Below are 19,657 nucleotides of genomic sequence, written 5' to 3'. Positions count from 1 at the left end.
CCCCCCCCCCCCCCCCCCGCCGCCCCCGCCCCCCCCCCCCGACCCGGGCACGCGAGGCCGGACTACCGCCTGGTCTGCGCCAGTTGGACGTAGTTGCCGACCGTGTCGTCCAGGACCGCCGTGATCATCGTGCCCCGCGCGCGGGGCTCCTGCGGGAAGTGCACCCCGAGGCCGCTCAGCCGCTCGAACTCCGCCCGCATGTCGTCCACGGAGAACACGATGCAGGGCAGTTCGGCCTCCCGCAGCGCCGCGCGGTACAGCGCCGCGATCGGGTTGTGGCCGGGCTCCAGCAGCAGCTGGAGGTCCGGCTGGGCGCCCTCGGCCGCGCCCACGGTGACGAACAGCGCGCCGTCGCCCAGGTCCAGGCGGACGCGCGTCTCGAAGCCGAGGACGCCGGTGTAGAAGGCATGGGCCCTGGCGACGTCGTCGACGTACACGCTGGTCACGGCCACCTTGATCACTGCGGCGCGCTCTCAGATGCCGAGCTGCTTGCCGCCGTGCAGTGCGGTGACGGCGGCCTCGTCACCGGCCAGGTCGACCTTCGCGGCGTCCTGCCGGCCGTACAGGAACAGCAGCAGCTCCGAGGGCTCGCCGGTCGCGGTGACGACCGGGGTGCCGCGGTTGGCGACCGCCGTACGGCCGTCCGGGCGGCGCAGCACCAGGCCGGTCGGTGCACCGCGGCCCATCAGCCGGGCGGTGCGCTCCAGACGGGTCCACAGGGCGTCCTGGAAGACCGGGTCCAGGACGCGGGGCGTCCAGTCGGGCCGGGCACGGCGGACGTCCTCGCCGTGGACGTAGAACTCCACGGTGTTCGACGCCTCGTCGAGCTGCTTGAGCTGGAAGGGGGAGAACCGCGGCGGGCCGGTACGGATCAGCTGGACCAGCTCCTCGTACGGCTTGGCGGCGAACTCCTCCATCGTCCTGTCCAGCCGGGACGCGAGCTGCTTGACGACGAGGCCGCCGGCCGCGTCGAGCCGGCGCTCGCGCACCACCACGTGCGCGGCCAGGTCGCGGGTCCGCCAGCCCTCGCAGAGGGTCGGCGCCTCGGGCCCCGCCGTCTCCAAGAGCTCGGCGAGAAGGAGTCGTTCACGCTTGGCGAAAGTCGACATGCGGTCAGCCTACGACCGGCCGGCGGGTCCGCCCAGTGGACGTCGGCGCGGCGGCGTCCCCGCCTCGCGGCACAATGGCCCCATGAGCAGCACGCCCGCCCGTCGCCCGGCCACCGCCCCCGACCGGGGCGCCCCGCACCGCGGTTCCCCCTCCGGCGGCCTCGCCCCGGACATCGCCGCGCGCCTCAAGCGCAGCCCCGACGGCCTCGTACCGGCCATCGCCCAGCAGTACGACACCGGAGAGGTGCTCATGCTCGGCTGGATGGACGACGAGGCGCTGCACCGCACCCTGACGACCGGCCGGTGCACGTACTGGTCGCGCAGCCGCCGCGAGTACTGGGTCAAGGGCGACACCTCCGGCCACTTCCAGTGGGTCAAGGCGGTCGCGCTGGACTGCGACGCCGACACCCTGCTGGTCAAGGTCGACCAGGTGGGTGCCGCCTGCCACACCGGCGCCCGCACCTGCTTCGACACCGACGTGCTCCTCGCGGACGACGGGAGCGCCGGTTCCGGTCCCGCCGCCCCCGGTCAGTAAGGTCAGCCGTCATGGATCTCGAGACGTTCCGCAAGCTGGCCACCGACCGCCGCGTCGTCCCGGTCACCCGCAAGCTCCTCGCGGACGGCGACACCCCGGTCGCGCTCTACCGCAAGCTGGCCGCCGAGCGCCCCGGCACCTTCCTGCTGGAGTCCGCGGAGAACGGCCGTTCCTGGTCCCGGTACTCGTTCGTCGGCGTGCGCTCGGCGGCCACGCTCACCGCGCGCGACGGACAGGCCCACTGGCTCGGCACCCCGCCCGTCGGCGTCCCCGTCGACGGCGACCCGCTGGCCGCCCTGCGCGCCACCGTCGAGACCCTGCACACACCCCACCAGGAGGGCCTGCCGCCCTTCACCGGCGGCATGGTCGGCTACCTGGGCTACGACATCGTCCGCCGACTGGAGAAGATCGGCCCCGGCGAGCGCGACGACCTCCGGCTGCCCGAGCTGACCATGCTCCTCACCAGCGACCTCGCCGTGATGGACCACTGGGAGGGCTCCGTCCTGCTGATCGCCAACGCGATCAACCACAACGACCTCGACACGGGCGTGGACGAGGCCCACGCGGACGCCGTCGCCCGCCTCGACGCCATGGAGGCGGATCTCTCGCGCGCGGTCGCCCAGCCGCCCGCCGTCCTGCCCCCCTCCGAACTGCCCGAGTACACCGCCCGCTGGGGCGGCCCCGACTTCCAGCGGGCCGTCGAGGACGTCAAGGAGCGCATCCGCGCGGGCGAGGCCTTCCAGGTCGTCCCCTCCCAGCGCTTCGAGATGCCGTGCACGGCGAGCGCGCTGGACGTCTACCGGGTCCTGCGGGCCACCAACCCCTCGCCGTACATGTACCTGTTCCGCTTCGACGGCTTCGACGTCGTGGGCTCCTCCCCGGAGGCGCTGGTCAAGGTCGAGGACGGGCGGGCCATGGTGCACCCCATCGCCGGCACCCGGCACCGCGGGGCGACCCCGCAGGAGGACCAGGCGCTCGCCGACGAGCTGCTGGCCGACCCCAAGGAGCGCGCCGAGCACCTGATGCTCGTCGACCTGGGCCGCAACGACCTGGGCCGGGTCTGCGAACCCGGCTCCGTCGAGGTCGTCGACTTCATGTCGGTCGAGCGCTACTCCCACGTCATGCACATCGTCTCGACGGTCACGGGCCGGGTCGCGGCGGGCCGCACCGCCTTCGACGTCCTCACCGCCTGCTTCCCCGCCGGCACCCTCTCCGGAGCCCCCAAGCCCCGCGCCATGCAGATCATCGACGAACTGGAACCCTCCCGCCGCGGCCTGTACGGCGGCTGCGTCGGCTACCTGGACTTCGCCGGCGACTCCGACACCGCCATCGCCATCCGCACCGCCCTGCTGCGCGACGGCACCGCCCACGTCCAGGCCGGCGCCGGCGTCGTCGCCGACTCCGACCCGGTCGCCGAGGACCAGGAGTGCCGCAACAAGGCGGCGGCCGTGCTCCGCGCGGTCCACACCGCCAACCGGCTGGCCGGGCAGGGGCGCGCGGCGCGCACGGGAAGCGGAGCGGGAGCGGAGTAGGACGAGTGTCACGTGTGCCCCGGGTGACGGTTCGCCCGGGGTTCAGGCGATAGTGGAGCACGTGACTGCTGCTCCCCACCCCCGTTCCGAAGCCGCCGCTTCCGCCCGGTCCGGCCGCCGGAGCCTCGCGCTCGCCCTGATGTGCGGTGCCCTGGGCGCGGCCCTGGTCCTGCTCGCGACCCGGCAGCGCTGGTCGCAGGGCACGGCGACGGTGGCCGGCGGCGCCTTCCCCCTGACCGCCAGGGGCAGCGACGTCACGGGCGTCCCCGCGGCGCTCGCCATAGTGGGCCTCGCCGCGCTCGTCGCCGTCTTCGCCGTCCGCAGGGCGGGCCGCCTCGCCGTCTCCGCCCTCCTCGCGCTCTCCGGCGCCGGCATCGTCGTCGCCGCGCTGCTCGGCGCCTCCGACAGCTCCGCGCTCGACGACGAGGCCGCCAAGGTCTCCGGGGACACCTCCGCTGCCGTCGCCTCCCTGACGCACACGGCCTGGCCGTACGCCGCCGCGGCGGGCGGCGCCCTGATCCTCCTGGCGGGTCTGCTCGCCCTGCGCCACGGCCGCCTGTGGCCGGCCATGTCGGGCCGCTACGAGCGCGACGGCACCCCCCGGGCCCGGCGCAGGGCCCCGGCCGTCGACCCGGACCGCCCCGAGGACATCTGGAAGGCCCTGGACCGCGGCGAGGACCCCACGGGCGCGGACCCGGCCTGACCCCCCGGAGTCCGGTTCCCCGATGTGGCGAACCAGACTCGATCGGAAGCCACCCCCGCACCCGGCACGCGTGCGCGTACGGGACAATGGGAGACGAGCCCCCGGGCTCGGACACGTACGACCCGTACGCCACATAGACAGCAACGAGGAGCAAGTCATGGCGGGCAGCAGCCACGGACACACCCCGGCCGCCTGGACCGGTGTCACCATCGCCTTCATCGGTTTCTGCGTCGCGGGCGCGTTCATGGTGATGGCCGAGCCGCTCGGTTTCTGGGCCGGCATGGTCATCGTGGCCCTCGGCGGTGTCGTCGGCGCCGCCATGAGCGCCATGGGCCTCGGCATGCCGAAGGACGCCCACCCGGTGCACCAGGTCACGCCGGCGCGCGAGCCGGCCGGCGCCGAGGGCTGACACCCGCGAACGACCTCGCACGAGGGGCGGCCGGTGCCCAGCCGGCCGCCCCTCACGCGCGCGCGGACCCGCCGCGGGGCACAATGCGAGGCGTGGACGCAGACAGCCGCGGTGCGCCGCCGCCCGTTCCCGCGACCGTCCCGGCCCGGCTCGCGGTGCCCGCCGGGATCCTCGCGGCCGTCGTGGGCGCCTTCGCGTACGTGGCCGCCGTCGACCCCAACGAGCCGGGCCACTACCCGGTCTGCCCGCTGCTGCGGGTCACGGGCCTGTACTGCCCGGGCTGCGGCGGCCTGCGCAGCGCCCACGCCTTCGCGCACGGCGACCTGGTGACCGCGCTGCACGCCAACGCCATGGCCGTGGCCGGCTACGCGGTCTTCGCGGTGCTGTGGACCGTGTGGGTGGTCCGCGCGGTGCGGGGCCGCCCGGTCCGCGTCGATCCCGGACCGGTCCTGACGTGGACACTCGGCGTGTCACTGCTGGTCTTCACGGTCGTCCGGAACCTGCCCTCCGGCGGCCTGCTGCTTCCCTGACCGCCGGCGGACGTCCGGCACGGGGCACCCGCGCCCGCGCCGTGCGAAGCTGGTCCGAGGACGGGGGGAGGCGCCGCCCTCCACCGGATGCGGGGCCACCGCCCTCCTCCGGATACCATCGAAGTGACCATCGATTACCTCTGGTCGCTGGAACCGCAACCGTCTGGAAGGGGGCCGCTCGCGTGAGTGTGCTCGACGAGATCATCGACGGAGTCCGTGCCGACCTCGCGGAGCGGCAGGCGCGCGTCAGCCTCGACGAGCTCAAGGAGCGCGCGGCCAAGGCCCCCGCGGCCAAGGACGGGGTCGCCGCGCTCAAGGGCGAAGGCGTCAAGGTGATCTGCGAGGTCAAGCGCTCCAGCCCCTCCAAGGGCGCGCTGGCCGCGATCGCCGACCCGGCGGGCCTCGCCGCCGACTACGAGGCGGGCGGCGCCGCCGTCATCTCCGTCCTGACCGAGGAGCGCCGCTTCGGCGGCTCGCTCGCCGACCTCGAAGCGGTCCGCGCGCGCGTCGACATCCCGGTGCTGCGCAAGGACTTCATCGTCACGTCGTACCAGCTGTGGGAGGCCCGCGCGTACGGCGCCGACCTCGCCCTGCTGATCGTCGCCGCCCTCGACCAGCCGGCCCTGGAGTCGCTGATCGAGCGCGCCGTCTCCATCGGCCTCACCCCGCTCGTGGAGGTGCACGACGAGGACGAGGTCGAGCGCGCGGTGGACGCGGGTGCCAAGCTGATCGGCGTCAACGCCCGCAACCTCAAGACCCTCGAGGTCGACCGGGGCACGTTCGAGCGGGTCGCCCCCGAGATCCCGGACCACCTCGTCAAGATCGCCGAGTCCGGCGTCCGGGGCCCGCACGACCTGATCGCCTACGCCAACGCCGGCGCCGACGCGGTCCTGGTCGGCGAGTCCCTCGTCACCGGCCGCGACCCGAGGACGGCGGTCGCCGACCTCGTCGCGGCGGGCGAGCACCCCGCCCTGCGCCACGGCCGCGGCTGACCCCGCTAGGCTTGCCACGATGATCCCGCCCCTCGCCCCCGCGGCCACGGACCGGTACGCCCGCCTCGCGCGCGGCTGCCGCCCCCGTGGCTGTCGCGCGCCCGCCCGCAGGGTGCACGGCCGCAGGGTGCGGTACGTCATCGGCGACGAGCCGGGCCAGGTGAACGGACGCCGATGGCAGCGCGCCCCCGAGGGGCGCAGCGCAGTGTCCACCCGCGCGGTTCCGCCGCCCGGGTGCGCCCGGCCGCACCCGGCCTGAGGCCGCCGGACCAGCTCCGCCCCACGGCGATCGGTTCCCTTCCCACTCACCGTGAGGTTTCCGCATGCCCAGCGAGTTCTTCATTCCCGACCCCGAGGGTCAGGTCCCCACCGCCGAAGGCTACTTCGGCGCCTTCGGCGGCAAGTTCATCCCGGAGGCCCTGGTCGCCGCCGTGGACGAGGTCGCCGTCGAGTACGACAAGGCCAGGCACGACCCCGAGTTCGCCCGCGAACTGGACGACCTGCTCGCCCACTACACCGGCCGGCCCAGCTCCCTCACCGAGGTGCCGCGGTTCGCCGAACACGCCGGCGGCGCCCGGGTGTTCCTCAAGCGCGAGGACCTCAACCACACCGGCTCCCACAAGATCAACAACGTGCTCGGCCAGGCCCTGCTCACCAAGCGGATGGGCAAGACGCGCGTCATCGCGGAGACCGGCGCCGGCCAGCACGGCGTCGCCACCGCCACCGCCTGCGCGCTCTTCGGCCTGGAGTGCACCGTCTACATGGGCGAGATCGACACGCAGCGCCAGGCCCTGAACGTGGCCCGGATGCGCATGCTCGGCGCCGAGGTCGTCGCCGTGAAGTCCGGCAGCCGCACGCTGAAGGACGCCATCAACGAGGCCTTCCGCGACTGGGTCGCCAACGTCGACCGCACCCACTACCTGTTCGGCACGGTCGCCGGGCCCCACCCCTTCCCGGCGATGGTCCGCGACTTCCACCGCGTCATCGGCGTCGAGGCCCGCCGCCAGATCCTGGAGCGCGCCGGCCGCCTGCCCGACGCGGCCGTCGCCTGCGTCGGCGGCGGGTCCAACGCCATCGGCCTCTTCCACGCCTTCATCCCGGACCCGCAGGTGCGCCTCGTCGGCTGCGAGCCGGCCGGGCGCGGCGTCGAGACCGGCGAGCACGCCGCCACCCTCACCGCGGGCGAGCCCGGCATCCTGCACGGCTCCCGCTCCTACGTCCTCCAGGACGACGAGGGCCAGATCACCGAGCCGTACTCGATCTCGGCCGGCCTGGACTACCCGGGGATCGGCCCCGAGCACTCCTACCTCAAGGACAGCGGCCGCGGTGAGTACCGCGCGGTCACCGACGACGCGGCCATGCAGGCGCTGCGCCTGCTGTCGCGCACCGAGGGCATCATCCCGGCCATCGAGAGCGCGCACGCGCTGGCCGGCGCCCTGGAGATCGGCAGGGAGCTGGGCGAGGACGGTCTGATCGTCGTCAACCTCTCCGGCCGGGGCGACAAGGACATGGACACGGCCGCCCGCTACTTCGGGCTGTACGACACCGACGCCGAGGTCGCCGCCGACGCGGCCGACACCGCCGAGATCGAGGGGGACGCCAAGTGAGCGGGAACGTCCAGCTGCTGTCCGACACCCTCGCCGCCGCCGGGGCCGAGGGCCGCGCCGCGCTCATCGCCTACCTGCCGGCCGGGTTCCCGACGGTCGACGGCGGCATCGAGGCGGTCAAGGCCGCTCTGGACGGCGGCGCCGACGTCGTCGAGGTGGGGCTGCCGCACAGCGACCCCGTCCTCGACGGCCCGGTCATCCAGACCGCCGACGACATCGCCCTGCGCGGCGGCGTGCGGATCGCGGACGTCCTGCGCACGGTCCGCGAGGCCCACGCGGCCACCGGCAAGCCGGTCCTCGTCATGACGTACTGGAACCCCGTCGACCGCTACGGCGTCGAGCGCTTCACGGCCGAGCTCGCCGAGGCGGGCGGCGCCGGGTGCATCCTGCCCGACCTGCCCGTGCAGGAGTCGGCGCTGTGGAGGGAGCACGCCGACAAGCACGGCCTGGCGACGGTCTTCGTCGTGGCGCCGAGCAGCCGGGACGAGCGGCTGGCCACGATCACCGGCGCCGGCAGCGGATTCGTCTACGCCGCCTCGCTGATGGGGGTCACCGGCACCCGCGAGTCGGTGGGCACGCAGGCCCGGGACCTGGTCGAGCGCACCCGCGCGACCGGCACCGCGCTGCCCGTCTGCGTGGGCCTCGGGGTCTCCGACCCCCGCCAGGCCGCCGAGGTCGCCGCCTTCGCCGACGGCGTGATCGTCGGCTCGGCCTTCGTCAAGCGGATGCTCGACGCCCCGGACGAGGCGGCCGGTGTCGAGGCCGTGCGCGAACTCGCGGGCGAGCTGGCCCGGGGCGTGCGCGGCCAGGTCTAGGACCGACCGCGCCCGACCGCGCCCGGCCGCACGTGCGGCCGGGCATGCGTGCGGCCGTGTGGAGCACGTCGGGCACGAGAGGTCCGGTCACACGAACGGGTGGACCTGGGACCGGGGAGGCGCTCAGCGCCTCCCCGGTTCGTTTCCGGGGTGTGAGCGAGAAGAATCGTGACAGGAAGCGCACCGCCCGGGAGCGGCTGGCGGTCGAGCGGGACAGACAGAAGGCGGCGGAGCGGCGGCGGCGCGCGTTGATCGTCACCGCGAGCGTCGTCTGCGTACTGGGCCTGGCCGCGGTCATCGGCATCGTCGCGGCGAACGCCGGCAAGGACGACGGCGGCGACAGCGCGGGCCCGGTCGTGGCGCCCTCGGGCGCGCAGGGCAAGGACGCCCTCGCGATCCCGGTCGGGAAGGAGGGCGCGGGGTCCACGCTCACCGTGTGGGAAGACTTCCGCTGCCCGGCCTGCAAGTCCTTCGAGGACACCTACCGTTCGACGATCCACGAGCTGACCGGCGCCGGGAAGCTGAAGGTGGAGTACCACCTGGCCACCATCATCGACGGCAACATGGGCGGCAGCGGGTCGCGCGCCGCGGCCAACGCCGCGGCCTGCGCGCAGGACGCCGGCAAGTTCTCCGCCTACCACGACGTGCTCTACGTCGACCAGCCAGAGGAGACCGACGACGCCTTCGCCGACGAGGACAGGCTCCTCGAACTCGCCGGCAAGGTCGACGGCCTCGACACCCCCGCCTTCCGTACCTGCGTGGAGAAGGGCACGCACGACAGCTGGGTCGAGAAGTCCAACCAGGCCTTCCGCACCGGCGGTTTCACCGGCACCCCGACCGTCCTGCTCGACGGCAGGAACATCTACCAGGACCGGACGATGACGCCGGCCAAGCTGAAGGAGATGGTGGAGAAGGCCGACCAGGGGTGAGCCTCGCCCACCTCCCCGTTATGGAGCCGTAGCCGGGCTGCCCGCCGTGGGCCCGGCCCGGCACGGTAGCGTCGACCCTGCCATGGAACTTGCCTACATTCCCAGCCCGTCGCGCGGAGTGATCCACCTCGGCCCCATTCCGCTGCGCGGCTATGCCTTCTGCATCATCATCGGTGTCTTCGTCGCCGTCTGGCTCGGCAACAAGCGCTGGATCGCCCGGGGCGGGCGGGCCGGCACGGTGGCCGACATCGCCGTCTGGGCCGTGCCCTTCGGTCTGATCGGCGGCCGGCTCTACCACGTGATCACGGACTACGAGCTGTACTTCAGCGAGGGCCGCGACTGGGTGGACGCCTTCAAGATCTGGGAGGGCGGCCTCGGCATCTGGGGCGCGATCGCGCTCGGCGCGGTGGGCGCCTGGATCGGCTGCCGCCGACGGGGCATCCCGCTTCCCGCGTACGCCGACGCCATCGCGCCGGGCATCGCCCTCGCGCAGGCGATCGGCCGCTGGGGCAACTGGTTCAACCAGGAGCTGTACGGCAAGGAGACCGACCTGCCGTGGGCCCTGGACATCACGTCCTCCGTGGACGGCGGGGTGCCGGGTCACTACCACCCGACGTTCCTGTACGAGTCGCTGTGGTGCGTCGGCGTCGCCCTCCTCGTCATCTGGGCCGACCGCCGCTTCAAGCTGGGGCACGGACGGGCGTTCGCCCTGTACGTCGCCGCGTACTGCGCCGGTCGCTTCTGGATCGAGTACATGCGCGTCGACGACGCCCACCACATCCTCGGTCTGCGGCTGAACAACTGGACCGCGCTCGTGGTGTTCCTGCTGGCCGTGGCGTACCTCGTGATCTCGGCCAGGAAGCGGCCGGGACGGGAGGCCGTGGTGGAACCGGGTGCTGACGGCCCCGCAGACGGTGAGACCGGCTCCGACGGCGACACCGGCTCCGACGCGGATGCCGGCACCGGCACCGACGGCGCAGCCGCGGCCGGGGAGAAGCCCGGGTTCGCGCGGGACGGCGACGACGGCAAGGCGGAGGCGAAGGCCGACGGCGAGCCCGGCGACGCCGGCAAGGACGGCGAACCCGGAAAGGCGGAGGCGGGGGAGCGGGCGAAGGACGCCGCCGAGTCCGGCCCGGCGGGCAGGAAGAGCTGACGGCGACGTTCCACGACGACGAGGGCGCCCGGGATCTCCGGGCGCCCTCGTCGTGTGCGACGGCTCAGGTGCGGCGGGCCAGCGACAGCGTCCGCCGGGCCGTCGCCACCACCGCCGCGTCGACGAACCGGCCGTCCGGCAGGGCCTGGGCGCCCGGCTCGGCCGCGGCCGCCTTCACGATCGTCTCCGCCTCCTCGATCTCCCGCTGCGTGGGCAGGTAGGCCCGTTCGATGATCGGGAGCTGGCGGGGATGGATCGCCGACCGGCCCAGGAAGCCCAGGCCGCGCCCGTGCGCGCAGGAGGACGCCAGGCCCTCCAGGTCGCGGATGTCGGGGTGGACCGACTGCGGCGGCGGGGCCAGTCCCGCCGCCCGCGCGGCGACGATCACCCGGGAGCGGGACCAGTCGAGACCCGCGTCCGCCCGCACGCCGAGGTCGGCCCGCAGGTCGGACTCGCCCAGGGAGATGCCGCGCAGGTCGGGGTGGGCGGCGGCGATGGCGTAGGCGTGCTCGACGCCGAGGGCCGTCTCCAGGAGGGCGTGCAGCGGACGCGGGCCGTGCTCCGCGACCCGGTCGGCGATCCGGGTGATCTGGGCGGGTGAGGTCACCTTGGGCAGGCGGAGGCCGTGGACGCCGGGGAGCGGCGCCACCGCCCGCAGGTCGGGGGCGGCGAGGGGGCCGTCCACGGCGTTGACCCGGACGTGGACGGGGACCGGCGGCTCCTCGGAGAGCAGCTCGGCGGTGGCCCGGCGGGCGTACTCCTTGCGGTCGGGGGCGACCGCGTCCTCCAGGTCGATCACGACGACGTCCGCCCCGCAGCGCAGGGCCTTGGCGACGATGTGCGGGCGGTCGCCGGGGACGTACAGCCAGGTGAGCGGGAAGGTCACAGGGCGCCCTCCGTCCGCAGGGCCGCGAGCTCGGCCGGGGTGAGGCCCAGTTCGGTGAGGACGGCGTCGGTGTCCGCGCCGTGCGGGCGCCCGGCCCAGCGGATCGCGCCGGGGGTGGAGGAGAGGCGGAAGAGGACGTTCTGCATGCGGATCGGGCCCAGTTCGGGATCGTCGACCGTGGTGACGGTGTCGAGGGCCTGGTACTGCGGGTCGGTCAGCACGTCCCGCACGTCCTGGACGGGGGCGACGGCCGCCTCCGCCTTCTCGAAGGCGGCGAGGACGTCGACGCGGGCGCGGGCGGCGATCCAGGTGCCGACCGCCGTGTCGAGGACGTCGGCGTGGGCGGCCCGTCCGGCGCCCGTCGTGAACCAGGGCTCGTCGATCAGGTCGGGGCGGCCGACCAGCCGCATCACCCGCTCCGCCACCGACTGGGCCGACGTGGACACGGCGACCCAGGTCCCGTCGGCCGTGCGGTAGGTGTTGCGCGGGGCGTTGTTCGCGGAGCGGTTCCCGGTGCGCTCCTGGACGTATCCGAGCTGGTCGTACCAGAGGGGCTGCGGGCCGAGCACGGTCAGGATCGGTTCGATGATCGCCATGTCGACGACCTGGCCCTCGCCCGTGCGGTCGCGGGCGGCGAGGGCCGTCATGACGGCGTACGCCGTGGTGAGCGCCGCGATGGAGTCGGCGAGGCCGAACGGCGGCAGGGTCGGGGGCGCGTCGGGCTCGCCGGTGAGGGAGGCGAAGCCGCTCATCGCCTCGGCCAGGGTGCCGAAACCGGGACGGTGGGCGTACGGGCCGAACTGGCCGAAGCCGGTGACGCGGGTGAGGACCAGCCGGGGGTTGACCGCCGACAGCTCCTCCCAGCCGAGGTCCCACTTCTCCAGGGTGCCGGGGCGGAAGTTCTCGATGATCACGTCGGCGCCGGCGGCGAGGCGGAGCAGGGTGGCGCGGCCGCCGGGCCGGGACAGGTCCAGGGTGATGGCGCGCTTGTTGCGGCCGAGGATCTTCCACCACAGGCCGACGCCGTTCTTGGAGGGGCCGTGGCCCCGGGACGGGTCGGGTTTCGACGGGTGCTCGACCTTGACGACCTCCGCGCCGAAGTCACCGAGCATGGTGGCGGCGAGGGGGCCGGCGAAGAGGGTGGCCAGGTCGAGGACGCGCAGACCGGCGAGGGGCGCGCGGCCCGTCCCGGCCGCGGTGCGGGGGTCGTCCGGCCCGCTCATGAGGTGTGCCGCTTCTCGATCTCGCAGCGGTACGGCATCGACGCGGAGGCGCCCGGCCGCTGGACCGACAGCGCCGCCGCGGCGGCGGCCCAGGCCAGGGCCTCCCGGACGGGACGGTCCTCGCCGAGCGCCACCACGAGGGCGCCTACGAAGGTGTCGCCCGCGCCGGTGGTGTCCACGGCGCTCACCCGCGGGGCGGGGACGGTCACGGGTTCGGCGCCGCGGGCCGCGTACAGACTGCCGGCCGCGCCGAGGGTGACCACGACCTGCGGGACGGTGTCGAGGAGGGCGAGGGCCGCCTCGCGCGGGTCGGTGCGGCCGGTGAGCGCGGCGGCCTCGTGCTCGTTGGGCACCAGCAGGTCGGTCGTGGCGAGGAGTTCGGGCGGCAGGGGCTGGACGGGGGCGGGGGTGAGGACGGTCCGCACGCCGTGGGCGCGGGCCGCGCGGGCGCCGGCGACGACCGCCGCGAGCGGGATCTCCAGCTGGAGCAGCAGCGTGTCGGCGGAGGCGATGAGGACCTCGTCGCCGGGGACGAGGTGGTCGACGGTGCCGTTCGCGCCGGGCACGACGACGATCGCGTTGCCGCCCTCGTCGTCCACCACGATGTGCGCGGTGCCGGAGGGGGACTCCACCGTGCGCAGATGGTCGGTGTTCACCCCCGACGACTCCAGGGCGGAGCGCAGCCGGGCGCCGAAGGCGTCGTTGCCGACCGCGCCGATGATCGAGACGATGCCGCCCGCGTGGGCGGCGGCGACGGCCTGGTTGGCGCCCTTGCCGCCGGGGGTCGTGCGGAACTCCCGTCCCGTCACGGTCTCCCCGCGCTGCGGGGCCTTCTCGACGTGGGCGACGAGGTCCATGTTCGTGCTGCCGAGCACGACGATGTCGGTCATGGGCGTGCAGCCTCCCGGTGGGTGAGGTGGGCGAGGGTGTCGAATCCGGTGCCGTCGAAGTCGGCGACGGAGGTGGCCAGGCGGTTCTTGAGCGGGGCCGTCCAGCGGTCGGGGAGGGCGGCCGGGTCACCGGCGAGCAGCGCGGCGACGCCGCCGGCGGTGGCGCCGTCGGAGTCGGTGTCCAGGCCGCCGGCGACGGCACGGCAGACGGAGCCGGTGAAGTCGCCGTCGGCGTGGGTGAGGGCGGCCGCGATCAGGGCGGTGTTGGGGACGGCGTGGACCCAGTGGTGGGTCGTGCCGTACGCGGTGTGGAGTTCGTCCACGACCGTGTCGAAGTCGGCGTGCTCGCGGGCGAGTCCGACGGCGTGCGTGACGGCCCGGAACAGGCGCGAGCGGGGCGGGACCACGGTGAGACCGGTGCGCAGGCAGGCGTGGACGTCGTGCCCGCCCGCCGCGGCGGCGGCGACGGTGGCCGCCGTGAACATCGCCGCGTAGACGCCGTTCGCGGTGTGGGTGAGGGTGGCGTCGCGGTGCGCCTGCCCGGCGGCGGCGGCCGGGTCCCCGGGATTGGTCCAGCCGTGGACGTCGGCGCGGATCAGCGCGCCGATCCACTCGCGGAAGGGGTTGCGGTGGCGGGCGGTGAGCGGGGGTTCGACGCCGCACAGGAGGTTGCGGTAGGCGACGCGTTCGGCCGTGAAGGTGCGCCCGGCGGGGAGTTCGTCCAGCCACAGGCGCGCCACGTCGGCGGTGGTGAAGGTCCTGCCGTGACGCCGGAGCAGGAGCAGGTTGAGCAGGGGGTAGTTGAGGTCGTCGTCCTCGGGCATGCCGTCGATGTTCTCGGCGAGGGAGGTGGGCGCCGAGCGGCGGTTCCAGGGGTGCGCCTCCAGCAGGTCCGACGGGACGCCCCGGGCCGTGAAGTAGTCGTTCAGGGGCCAGTTGCCGGTGGCGCGGGCCAGGGCGCGGACGGCGTCGAGGGGGAGCTTCTCCACGGGCTTGCCCAGGAGGCAGCCCACCGCGCGGCCGAGCCAGGCGGCTTCCAGGCCGGCCGGGCCGGGGACCGGGCCGCGCCCGCCCGCGGGACCGGCGGGCCACGCCGGACAGGCGGCCCTGATGTCCGCGAGGTCCGTCGGTTCGTCCTCCGTCAGGGCGCTCGGCAGGTCCGCCAGCTCGTCCAGCAGGTCCTCCGCCAGCAGGCGCAGGTAGCGCGACGCGCGCCGGGGGGACGCGCCGGCCCGCTCCGGGGCCTCCCACCCGCCCGCCGCCCGCCAGCGGGCCGCGACCGCCGAGGGCTCGCGGCCGTCCTGGGCGGCCTGCCGCAGTTCGTGGCCGACGAGGTCCTCGGGCTGCACCCAGGTCAGGCGGAGCATCACCGGCCCCCGAGGGCGGCGAACGCCCGCTCGTGCGCCCGGCGGCGGCGGACGTCCTTGTCGAAGACCTCCCGGGCGACCTCGGCGAGGGCGGCCGCCGGCGACCACAGGTCCAGGCGGCTGGCCTCCGCGACCCGCTTCGACCACGCGTCGGGCACGGGGGAACCGAGGGCTCCGGTCACCGCGCCGGCCATCGTCGCGATCGAGTCGCAGTCACGGCCGTAGTTCACCGAACCCAGCACGGCGTGGCGGTAGTCGCCGCCGGCCACGACCACCATGCCCAGGGCGACGGGGAGTTCCTCGACGGCGTGCACGCGGGAGGGGCGGCGGGCGGCCAGGGAGGGCTGCCGGTAGTCGGGGCCGACGGTGTCGTACGGCGCCACCGCCTGCCGGAGCGGGACCAGCGCCGACTCGAAGTCCCGGTGACGGGAGGCCACTTCGCAGACCCGCTCGATGGCGTCCCGGGTGCCGTCCTTGGCCAGGGACAGGCACGCCGTCACCACCGAGTCGGGCGTCGCGCCGGGCACGCAGGCCGCGGCCACCGCCGCCGCCAGGACGCCCGCCGCCTCACGGCCGTACGACGACTGGTGGGCGCCCGCCAGGTCGATCGCCTCGGCGTAGGCGGCCGCCGGGTCGGTCGCGTTGACCAGCCCCACGGGCGCCGCGTACATCGCCGCACCGCAGTTGACGATGTTGCCGACGCCCGCCTCGCGCGGGTCGACGTGACCGTAGTGGATCCTGGCGACCAGCCACTTCTCCGCCAGGAAGACGCGTTGCAGGGGGAGCGCCTCGGCCTCCAGCTCCGGGATCCAGCGCGGGGTCGTCATCAGGTCGGGGACCAGGTGGGTAGCGAGCGCGTACGCGTCCAGGTGGTCGCGGACCGTGGTGTAGACCCGGACCAGCGCGTGGGTCATCAAGGTGTCGTCGGTGACGTGGCCGTCACCCTTGTGGTACGGCGCGACGGGGCGGGCCGTACGCCATTCGGCGCCGTTCCAGGGGCCGACGACGCCGTGCACGCGGCCGCCGTGGCGCTGGAGGATCTGGTCGGGGGAGTACCCCTCCACCGGGCCGCCCAGGGCGTCGCCGACGGCCGCGCCGACGAGGGCGCCCGTGACGCGTTCCTCCAGCGTCCCGCCCTCCGGGGCCCGCCCCGCCGGGGTCCGCCGCCGCGGGTCTCCCTCCGACCCGCCGCCGTTTTCTGCTGTTTCGGGTGTCATGAGGCGAATCATCCTCCTGGCGGGGCCGGTGGTGCGGTTTCCAGCAGTCCGGCGAGTTCCACCAGGTCGGTGCCGGTGAGGCGGGGCAGGGCGCAGCCGGGGAGGGTGCGGCAGGCGGCGCGCCAGGTCGCCGGGATCGACGCGGCCCCGCCCAGCGCCCCGGTCAGCGCGCCCGCGAGCGCGGGGGCGGAGTCCGCGACCCGCGACAGGCAGGCCGCCGCCGGGACGGCCTCCGCGATCCGCCCGTCCGACGCGAGGGCCAGGGCGAGGGCGACCGGGACGGTCTCGGCGGCGGCGACGCCGTAGCTGTAGACGTGGTCGACGATCTGGTGCTCCAACGGCGGCACCAGGGCGAACGCGCTCTCCGCGGCCCGGGCGAGGGCGAGCGCGTGCCGGGCGTTGCGGCCGATCTCGGTGTCCTCGGGGAGTTCGGCGAGCGCCGCGGACACGCAGGCCCCGGTGTCCGCGCCGGCCAGCGCCAGGGAGAGGGCCGCCGCCATCGCGCGGGCGCCGTGCACGCCGTCGCCGTCCTGCGTGTAGCGGGCGTCGAACTCGGCCAGCTCGGCGGCGAGCCGGGGGTCGCCGGGGTGGGCCACCGCGAGCACGCAGGCGCGGACGCAGGCGGCGTCGTCGAAGTAGTGCGGATTGTCGTGGCCGGTGGCGGGCGGGCGCAGACCGGTGGCCAGGTTGCCGAGGCCCGCCCGGACCGAGATGCGGGCACGCAGGGGGAGCACGGCCGACTCCACCTCGGGCGCGCGGTCCGCCGCCGCCGCGACCTCACCGGCGAGGGTGTTCCAGGTGAGGTCGATGGCGGCGCGCACGCGGCGCCGGCGGCTGAGGTCGCCGAGCACGGTGTCGTCGCCCGCCCGCAGGACCGCCTCCGCGGTGAACACCGCCCACTCGGCGTCGTCGGACGGGCCCAGGCGGAGGGGTTCGGGGGACTGGTTCAGGGCGACGGGGACGGGGAGCGTCGTCGTCGCGTTCTGCTCGGCGAAGGTGTCCAGTTCGCGGGTGAGGCGGCGGGTCCACTCCGGCATGCGGGCGGCGCGGTGGCGGGCGGCGGGCCAGCCGGCGGCGTCGCCGGCGGCGAGGCCGAGGAGGAGGCCCTCGGTCCGGCGCGGGCCCGGCCCGGCACCGGCCGCGCTCCCGGCCGGGGCGCGGCTCCCGCCCGTACCGCCCGTACCGCCCGTACCGCCCGTGCGGCCCGTACGGGCATCGCCGTCGGGCGCGGCCGGCTCCGGCGGGGGGTTCCCGACGGCACCGGCCGCGGGTCCGCCCGGCTCCGCCGTGGTCGCGGCACCCCTGGTGCCCGCGGTGTTCGCGGTGCCGGTGTCGGCATCGACGTCGCCGCCGGCTCGGTCTCCGTCGTCGCCGTCGGTGGTCGCGGGTTCCGTCGGCTCCGCCGTGACGGTGAGGCCGGTGGTGTCCACCGGATCCGTCGGGGGCGTGGGCGGTTCCGCCGTGGTCGCGGCGCCCGCGGTGGCGTCACCGGGCGGCGCCGGGGCCATCGGGCCGCCCGCCGCGCCCTCGTCCCACGGTCCCGGCGGCCTCATGAGGTCGCCGCCCGGGTCAGGAGGTCGGCCACGTCCAGGACGTGGTGGCCCGAGACCGACGGCAGGCAGCTGCCGCGGGCCGGGCCGATGGCGGCCGCCCAGTCCGGGGGGATCGCCGAGACGCCCTGGCCGGCGCCGGCCAGGGCGCCCGCCACCGCTGCCGTCGTGTCGGCGTCGCGGCCCATGTTGACGGCCGTCAGGACGGCCCGGGCGAAGTCGCCGTCGGCCGCCGCGTACGCGCCGAAGGCCAGGGCGACCGCCTCGGGGGCCAGGTCGGTCCAGGGGTAGCCGCCGATGACGACGGCGGAGCGGACGGCGCGTTCGCCGCGGTGGGCGACCGCGACCGCGCGGCGCAGGGAGCGGGCCGTCCAGGAGTCGTCGGGGACCACGGCCAGGGCGGCGGCGACCACGGCGACCGGCGGCGCTCCCGCCATCGCGGCCGCGACGCCCGCCGCGACCGCCCGGCCGCCGTGGATGCCCTCGCCGTCGTGGCTGACCGAGCCGTCGACGGCGACCAGGCGGGCGGCCTCGGCCGGGCGGCCCGCGGCGAACACGCCGAAGGGGGCCGCGCGCATCGCGAGGCCGTCGCTCCAGGCGTGCCGGTGCTGGGCGGAGACGGGGGCGGCCAGGCCCCGGCGGAGGTTCTCCAGGGTGCCGCGTTCGCTGAAGCCCGCTCCGCGGAAGGGGCCCTCGTGACGGCCGGTGATCCACCGGTGCCAGGCCGCCTCCACGTGGGCGGGGGTCAGCGCGGAGCCGTGCCGGGCCAGCAGGAGGCCCGAGAAGATCGCGTACTCGGTGTCGTCGGTGCCGGCCGGATGGTCGGTGACGTAGCCGGTGACCCGGCCCCAGCGGGCGCGGATCTCGGACGGCCTGAGGTTCTCGGCCGGTGCGCCGAGGGCGTCCCCCACGGCCAGGCCGAGCAGCGCGCCGCGGGCCCGGTCACGCAGGGCGGTGGCGTCCCCCGGCGCCGGGACCGGGGGCATGCAGGCGATCGATGCCATACGGGGCCCTTTCTCCGGGGGCCGCGCACGGGTGCGGAGCCCTTTGCGGATGTGTCCCACCGTCGGCGGTTGACCTGAGCCTCCCGAGCCGTCATGTCACCCGGTCGACATCTGTGCATGACCTTGATCGAATGAGCGAACGACGGTAAAGCCGCAGGTTAGTGGAGCCTTTCCTTGCTGGCGGGGCGGGAAGCGTGGGCGTAGTCTGAGCGTTGTCAAAATATGGAATGAGTCCAAAGAGGGCTGTCCGGAGGTACGCCGGGCGGCGCGGAGACGTACGTCTGGAGATCGGCATGGCTCTCATCGAGACCGAGGCGGCGCTGCACGAGGCGCACCGGGACAACCACACCCACCGGGACGTGAACGGCGGCTGGCTGCGGCCGGCCGTCTTCGGCGCGATGGACGGCCTCGTCTCCAACCTCGCCCTGATGACCGGTGTCGCCGGCGGGGCGGTCGAGCGCCAGACCATCGTGCTGACCGGGCTCGCGGGCCTCGCCGCCGGCGCCTTCTCCATGGCCGCCGGCGAGTACACCTCCGTCGCCTCGCAGCGCGAACTCGTCGAGGCCGAGCTCGACGTCGAACGGCGCGAGCTGAGGAAGCACCCGAAGGACGAGGAGGCCGAGCTGGCCGCGCTCTACGAGTCCCGCGGCGTCGACCCCGACCTCGCCCGGCAGGTCGCCTCGCAGCTCTCGCGCGACCCCGAGCAGGCCCTGGAGATACACGCCCGCGAGGAACTGGGCATCGACCCTTCCGACCTGCCCTCGCCGCTGATCGCCGCCGTCTCCAGCTTCGGCGCCTTCGCGCTGGGCGCCCTGCTGCCCGTCCTGCCCTACCTGCTGGGCGCGACCGTGCTCTGGCCGGCCGTCCTGCTCGCGCTGCTCGGGCTCTTCCTGTGCGGCGCGGTGGTGGCCCGGGTGACCGCGCGGACCTGGTGGTACAGCGGGCTGCGGCAGCTCGCCCTCGGCGGCGCGGCGGCCGGTGTGACGTACGCCCTGGGCAGTTTCTTCGGGACGGCCGTAGGATAGACGGGCCGGTATTTATGCGACGGGACGCATAAATAGCCGTTACTCACTGGTTTCGCGCGCGTGACCACCGGGCATGAGCCGTAAGCGCTGCGGGCAACGACGCCCGCGGTGCATCCGCGGAGTGGGCTACGACGCCCCCTCCGCCCCCTGGACCGATGGACACCCGTCCGACCGATGGTGT

20 protein-coding genes and 1 pseudogene are annotated in these 19,657 nt (G+C 75.0%); 12 read left to right on the top strand and 9 right to left on the bottom strand.

Annotated elements, in window-relative coordinates; genetic code table 11:
- Positions 1-62 precede the first annotated feature (62 nt).
- Both ACZ5FU_RS24025 and ACZ5FU_RS24020 read right to left on the bottom strand, forming a co-directional pair.
- The gene (locus tag ACZ5FU_RS24025) at positions 63-461 is read right to left on the bottom strand and encodes a VOC family protein (RefSeq protein WP_451528829.1); all 399 of its coding nucleotides are present in this window, start codon (positions 459-461) and stop codon (positions 63-65) included.
- Positions 462-473: 12 nt separating this feature from the next.
- Positions 474-1,109, bottom strand: coding sequence for a TIGR03085 family metal-binding protein (locus tag ACZ5FU_RS24020; RefSeq protein ID WP_451528830.1), 636 nt, complete (start codon positions 1,107-1,109; stop codon positions 474-476).
- A gap of 82 nt (positions 1,110-1,191) precedes the next feature.
- Between ACZ5FU_RS24020 and hisI the strand changes: the two genes are divergently transcribed.
- The 11 genes and pseudogenes from hisI to lgt all read left to right on the top strand — a co-directional run.
- Entirely contained in the window at positions 1,192-1,644 is a 453-nt protein-coding gene (hisI, locus tag ACZ5FU_RS24015; RefSeq protein ID WP_451528831.1) for a phosphoribosyl-AMP cyclohydrolase, read from the top strand.
- An 11-nt stretch (positions 1,645-1,655) separates the two neighbouring features.
- Positions 1,656-3,176 carry an anthranilate synthase component I gene (locus ACZ5FU_RS24010; RefSeq protein WP_469046568.1) on the top strand — a complete coding sequence of 507 codons (1,521 nt, stop codon included), beginning with the start codon at positions 1,656-1,658 and terminating at the stop codon, positions 3,174-3,176.
- A 52-nt stretch (positions 3,177-3,228) separates the two neighbouring features.
- The gene (locus tag ACZ5FU_RS24005) at positions 3,229-3,879 is read left to right on the top strand and encodes a TIGR02234 family membrane protein (protein ID WP_451528833.1); all 651 of its coding nucleotides are present in this window, start codon (positions 3,229-3,231) and stop codon (positions 3,877-3,879) included.
- Positions 3,880-4,036: 157 nt separating this feature from the next.
- A complete protein-coding gene (locus ACZ5FU_RS24000) occupies positions 4,037-4,288 on the top strand; it encodes an HGxxPAAW family protein (protein WP_451528834.1) in 252 nt (83 codons plus the stop codon).
- A gap of 83 nt (positions 4,289-4,371) precedes the next feature.
- Positions 4,372-4,818 carry a DUF2752 domain-containing protein gene (locus tag ACZ5FU_RS23995; protein WP_451528835.1) on the top strand — a complete coding sequence of 149 codons (447 nt, stop codon included), beginning with the start codon at positions 4,372-4,374 and terminating at the stop codon, positions 4,816-4,818.
- Between the two features lie 182 nt (positions 4,819-5,000).
- On the top strand, positions 5,001-5,810 hold the full coding sequence (trpC, locus tag ACZ5FU_RS23990; RefSeq protein ID WP_451528836.1) for an indole-3-glycerol phosphate synthase TrpC: 810 nt from the start codon (positions 5,001-5,003) through the stop codon (positions 5,808-5,810).
- Positions 5,811-5,829: 19 nt separating this feature from the next.
- The gene (gene trpM, locus ACZ5FU_RS23985; protein ID WP_451528837.1) at positions 5,830-6,069 is read left to right on the top strand and encodes a tryptophan biosynthesis modulator TrpM; all 240 of its coding nucleotides are present in this window, start codon (positions 5,830-5,832) and stop codon (positions 6,067-6,069) included.
- Between the two features lie 64 nt (positions 6,070-6,133).
- Positions 6,134-7,417 carry a tryptophan synthase subunit beta gene (gene trpB, locus ACZ5FU_RS23980; protein ID WP_468838768.1) on the top strand — a complete coding sequence of 428 codons (1,284 nt, stop codon included), beginning with the start codon at positions 6,134-6,136 and terminating at the stop codon, positions 7,415-7,417.
- The gene (gene trpA / locus ACZ5FU_RS23975; RefSeq protein WP_451777210.1) at positions 7,414-8,232 is read left to right on the top strand and encodes a tryptophan synthase subunit alpha; all 819 of its coding nucleotides are present in this window, start codon (positions 7,414-7,416) and stop codon (positions 8,230-8,232) included. The genes trpB and trpA overlap by 4 nt, the downstream gene beginning before the upstream one ends.
- Positions 8,233-8,384: 152 nt before the next feature.
- The gene (locus ACZ5FU_RS23970; protein WP_451528840.1) at positions 8,385-9,161 is read left to right on the top strand and encodes a DsbA family protein; all 777 of its coding nucleotides are present in this window, start codon (positions 8,385-8,387) and stop codon (positions 9,159-9,161) included.
- An 82-nt stretch (positions 9,162-9,243) separates the two neighbouring features.
- Positions 9,244-10,117: pseudogene (gene lgt, locus ACZ5FU_RS23965) on the top strand (prolipoprotein diacylglyceryl transferase); the annotation flags it as partial.
- A gap of 261 nt (positions 10,118-10,378) precedes the next feature.
- Here lgt and ACZ5FU_RS23960 read toward each other — a convergent pair.
- The 7 genes from ACZ5FU_RS23960 to ACZ5FU_RS23930 are packed head-to-tail and all read right to left on the bottom strand — an operon-like array spanning position 10,379 to position 18,451.
- Positions 10,379-11,200 carry an HpcH/HpaI aldolase/citrate lyase family protein gene (locus tag ACZ5FU_RS23960; protein ID WP_451528842.1) on the bottom strand — a complete coding sequence of 274 codons (822 nt, stop codon included), beginning with the start codon at positions 11,198-11,200 and terminating at the stop codon, positions 10,379-10,381.
- Positions 11,197-12,423 (bottom strand): CaiB/BaiF CoA transferase family protein, encoded by a 1,227-nt coding sequence (locus ACZ5FU_RS23955; protein ID WP_451528843.1) that lies wholly within the window; start codon positions 12,421-12,423, stop codon positions 11,197-11,199. The genes ACZ5FU_RS23960 and ACZ5FU_RS23955 overlap by 4 nt, the downstream gene beginning before the upstream one ends.
- Positions 12,420-13,313, bottom strand: coding sequence for a ribokinase (gene rbsK / locus ACZ5FU_RS23950; RefSeq protein WP_451528844.1), 894 nt, complete (start codon positions 13,311-13,313; stop codon positions 12,420-12,422). The genes ACZ5FU_RS23955 and rbsK overlap by 4 nt, the downstream gene beginning before the upstream one ends.
- Positions 13,310-14,680 (bottom strand): ADP-ribosylglycohydrolase family protein, encoded by a 1,371-nt coding sequence (locus tag ACZ5FU_RS23945; protein ID WP_451528845.1) that lies wholly within the window; start codon positions 14,678-14,680, stop codon positions 13,310-13,312. The genes rbsK and ACZ5FU_RS23945 overlap by 4 nt, the downstream gene beginning before the upstream one ends.
- On the bottom strand, positions 14,680-15,897 hold the full coding sequence (locus ACZ5FU_RS23940; RefSeq protein WP_469046567.1) for an ADP-ribosylglycohydrolase family protein: 1,218 nt from the start codon (positions 15,895-15,897) through the stop codon (positions 14,680-14,682). Before ACZ5FU_RS23940 ends, ACZ5FU_RS23945 begins: the two co-directional genes overlap by 1 nt.
- Before the next feature lie 8 nt (positions 15,898-15,905).
- A complete protein-coding gene (locus ACZ5FU_RS23935; protein WP_469046566.1) occupies positions 15,906-17,450 on the bottom strand; it encodes an ADP-ribosylglycohydrolase family protein in 1,545 nt (514 codons plus the stop codon).
- Positions 17,447-18,451, bottom strand: coding sequence for an ADP-ribosylglycohydrolase family protein (locus ACZ5FU_RS23930; protein ID WP_451528848.1), 1,005 nt, complete (start codon positions 18,449-18,451; stop codon positions 17,447-17,449). Before ACZ5FU_RS23930 ends, ACZ5FU_RS23935 begins: the two co-directional genes overlap by 4 nt.
- 293 nt (positions 18,452-18,744) lie before the next feature.
- Between ACZ5FU_RS23930 and ACZ5FU_RS23925 the strand changes: the two genes are divergently transcribed.
- Complete coding sequence (locus tag ACZ5FU_RS23925; protein ID WP_451528849.1) at positions 18,745-19,476, top strand: VIT1/CCC1 transporter family protein; 732 nt, start codon at positions 18,745-18,747, stop codon at positions 19,474-19,476.
- The last annotated feature ends 181 nt before the right edge of the window (positions 19,477-19,657 follow it).

The organism is Streptomyces sp. NPDC031554, from assembly GCF_055580685.1.
Note: the sequence above shows the minus strand (reverse complement) of the source record. Positions and strands in the feature narration are given on the sequence as shown.

Excerpts from the sequence above, each read along its gene's own strand:
- ACZ5FU_RS24020 (WP_451528830.1), bottom strand. The coding sequence starts at position 1,109 with ATGTCGACTTTCGCCAAGCGTGAACGACTCCTTCTCGCCGAGCTCTTG.
- hisI (WP_451528831.1), top strand. The coding sequence starts at position 1,192 with ATGAGCAGCACGCCCGCCCGTCGCCCGGCCACCGCCCCCGACCGGGGC.
- ACZ5FU_RS24010 (WP_469046568.1), top strand. The coding sequence starts at position 1,656 with ATGGATCTCGAGACGTTCCGCAAGCTGGCCACCGACCGCCGCGTCGTC.
- ACZ5FU_RS24000 (WP_451528834.1), top strand. The coding sequence starts at position 4,037 with ATGGCGGGCAGCAGCCACGGACACACCCCGGCCGCCTGGACCGGTGTC.
- ACZ5FU_RS23995 (WP_451528835.1), top strand. The coding sequence starts at position 4,372 with ATGCGAGGCGTGGACGCAGACAGCCGCGGTGCGCCGCCGCCCGTTCCC.
- trpM (WP_451528837.1), top strand. The coding sequence starts at position 5,830 with ATGATCCCGCCCCTCGCCCCCGCGGCCACGGACCGGTACGCCCGCCTC.
- trpB (WP_468838768.1), top strand. The coding sequence starts at position 6,134 with ATGCCCAGCGAGTTCTTCATTCCCGACCCCGAGGGTCAGGTCCCCACC.
- ACZ5FU_RS23955 (WP_451528843.1), bottom strand. The coding sequence starts at position 12,423 with ATGAGCGGGCCGGACGACCCCCGCACCGCGGCCGGGACGGGCCGCGCG.
- rbsK (WP_451528844.1), bottom strand. The coding sequence starts at position 13,313 with ATGACCGACATCGTCGTGCTCGGCAGCACGAACATGGACCTCGTCGCC.
- ACZ5FU_RS23945 (WP_451528845.1), bottom strand. The coding sequence starts at position 14,680 with ATGCTCCGCCTGACCTGGGTGCAGCCCGAGGACCTCGTCGGCCACGAA.
- ACZ5FU_RS23940 (WP_469046567.1), bottom strand. The coding sequence starts at position 15,897 with ATGACACCCGAAACAGCAGAAAACGGCGGCGGGTCGGAGGGAGACCCG.
- ACZ5FU_RS23935 (WP_469046566.1), bottom strand. The coding sequence starts at position 17,450 with ATGAGGCCGCCGGGACCGTGGGACGAGGGCGCGGCGGGCGGCCCGATG.
- ACZ5FU_RS23930 (WP_451528848.1), bottom strand. The coding sequence starts at position 18,451 with ATGGCATCGATCGCCTGCATGCCCCCGGTCCCGGCGCCGGGGGACGCC.
- ACZ5FU_RS23925 (WP_451528849.1), top strand. The coding sequence starts at position 18,745 with ATGGCTCTCATCGAGACCGAGGCGGCGCTGCACGAGGCGCACCGGGAC.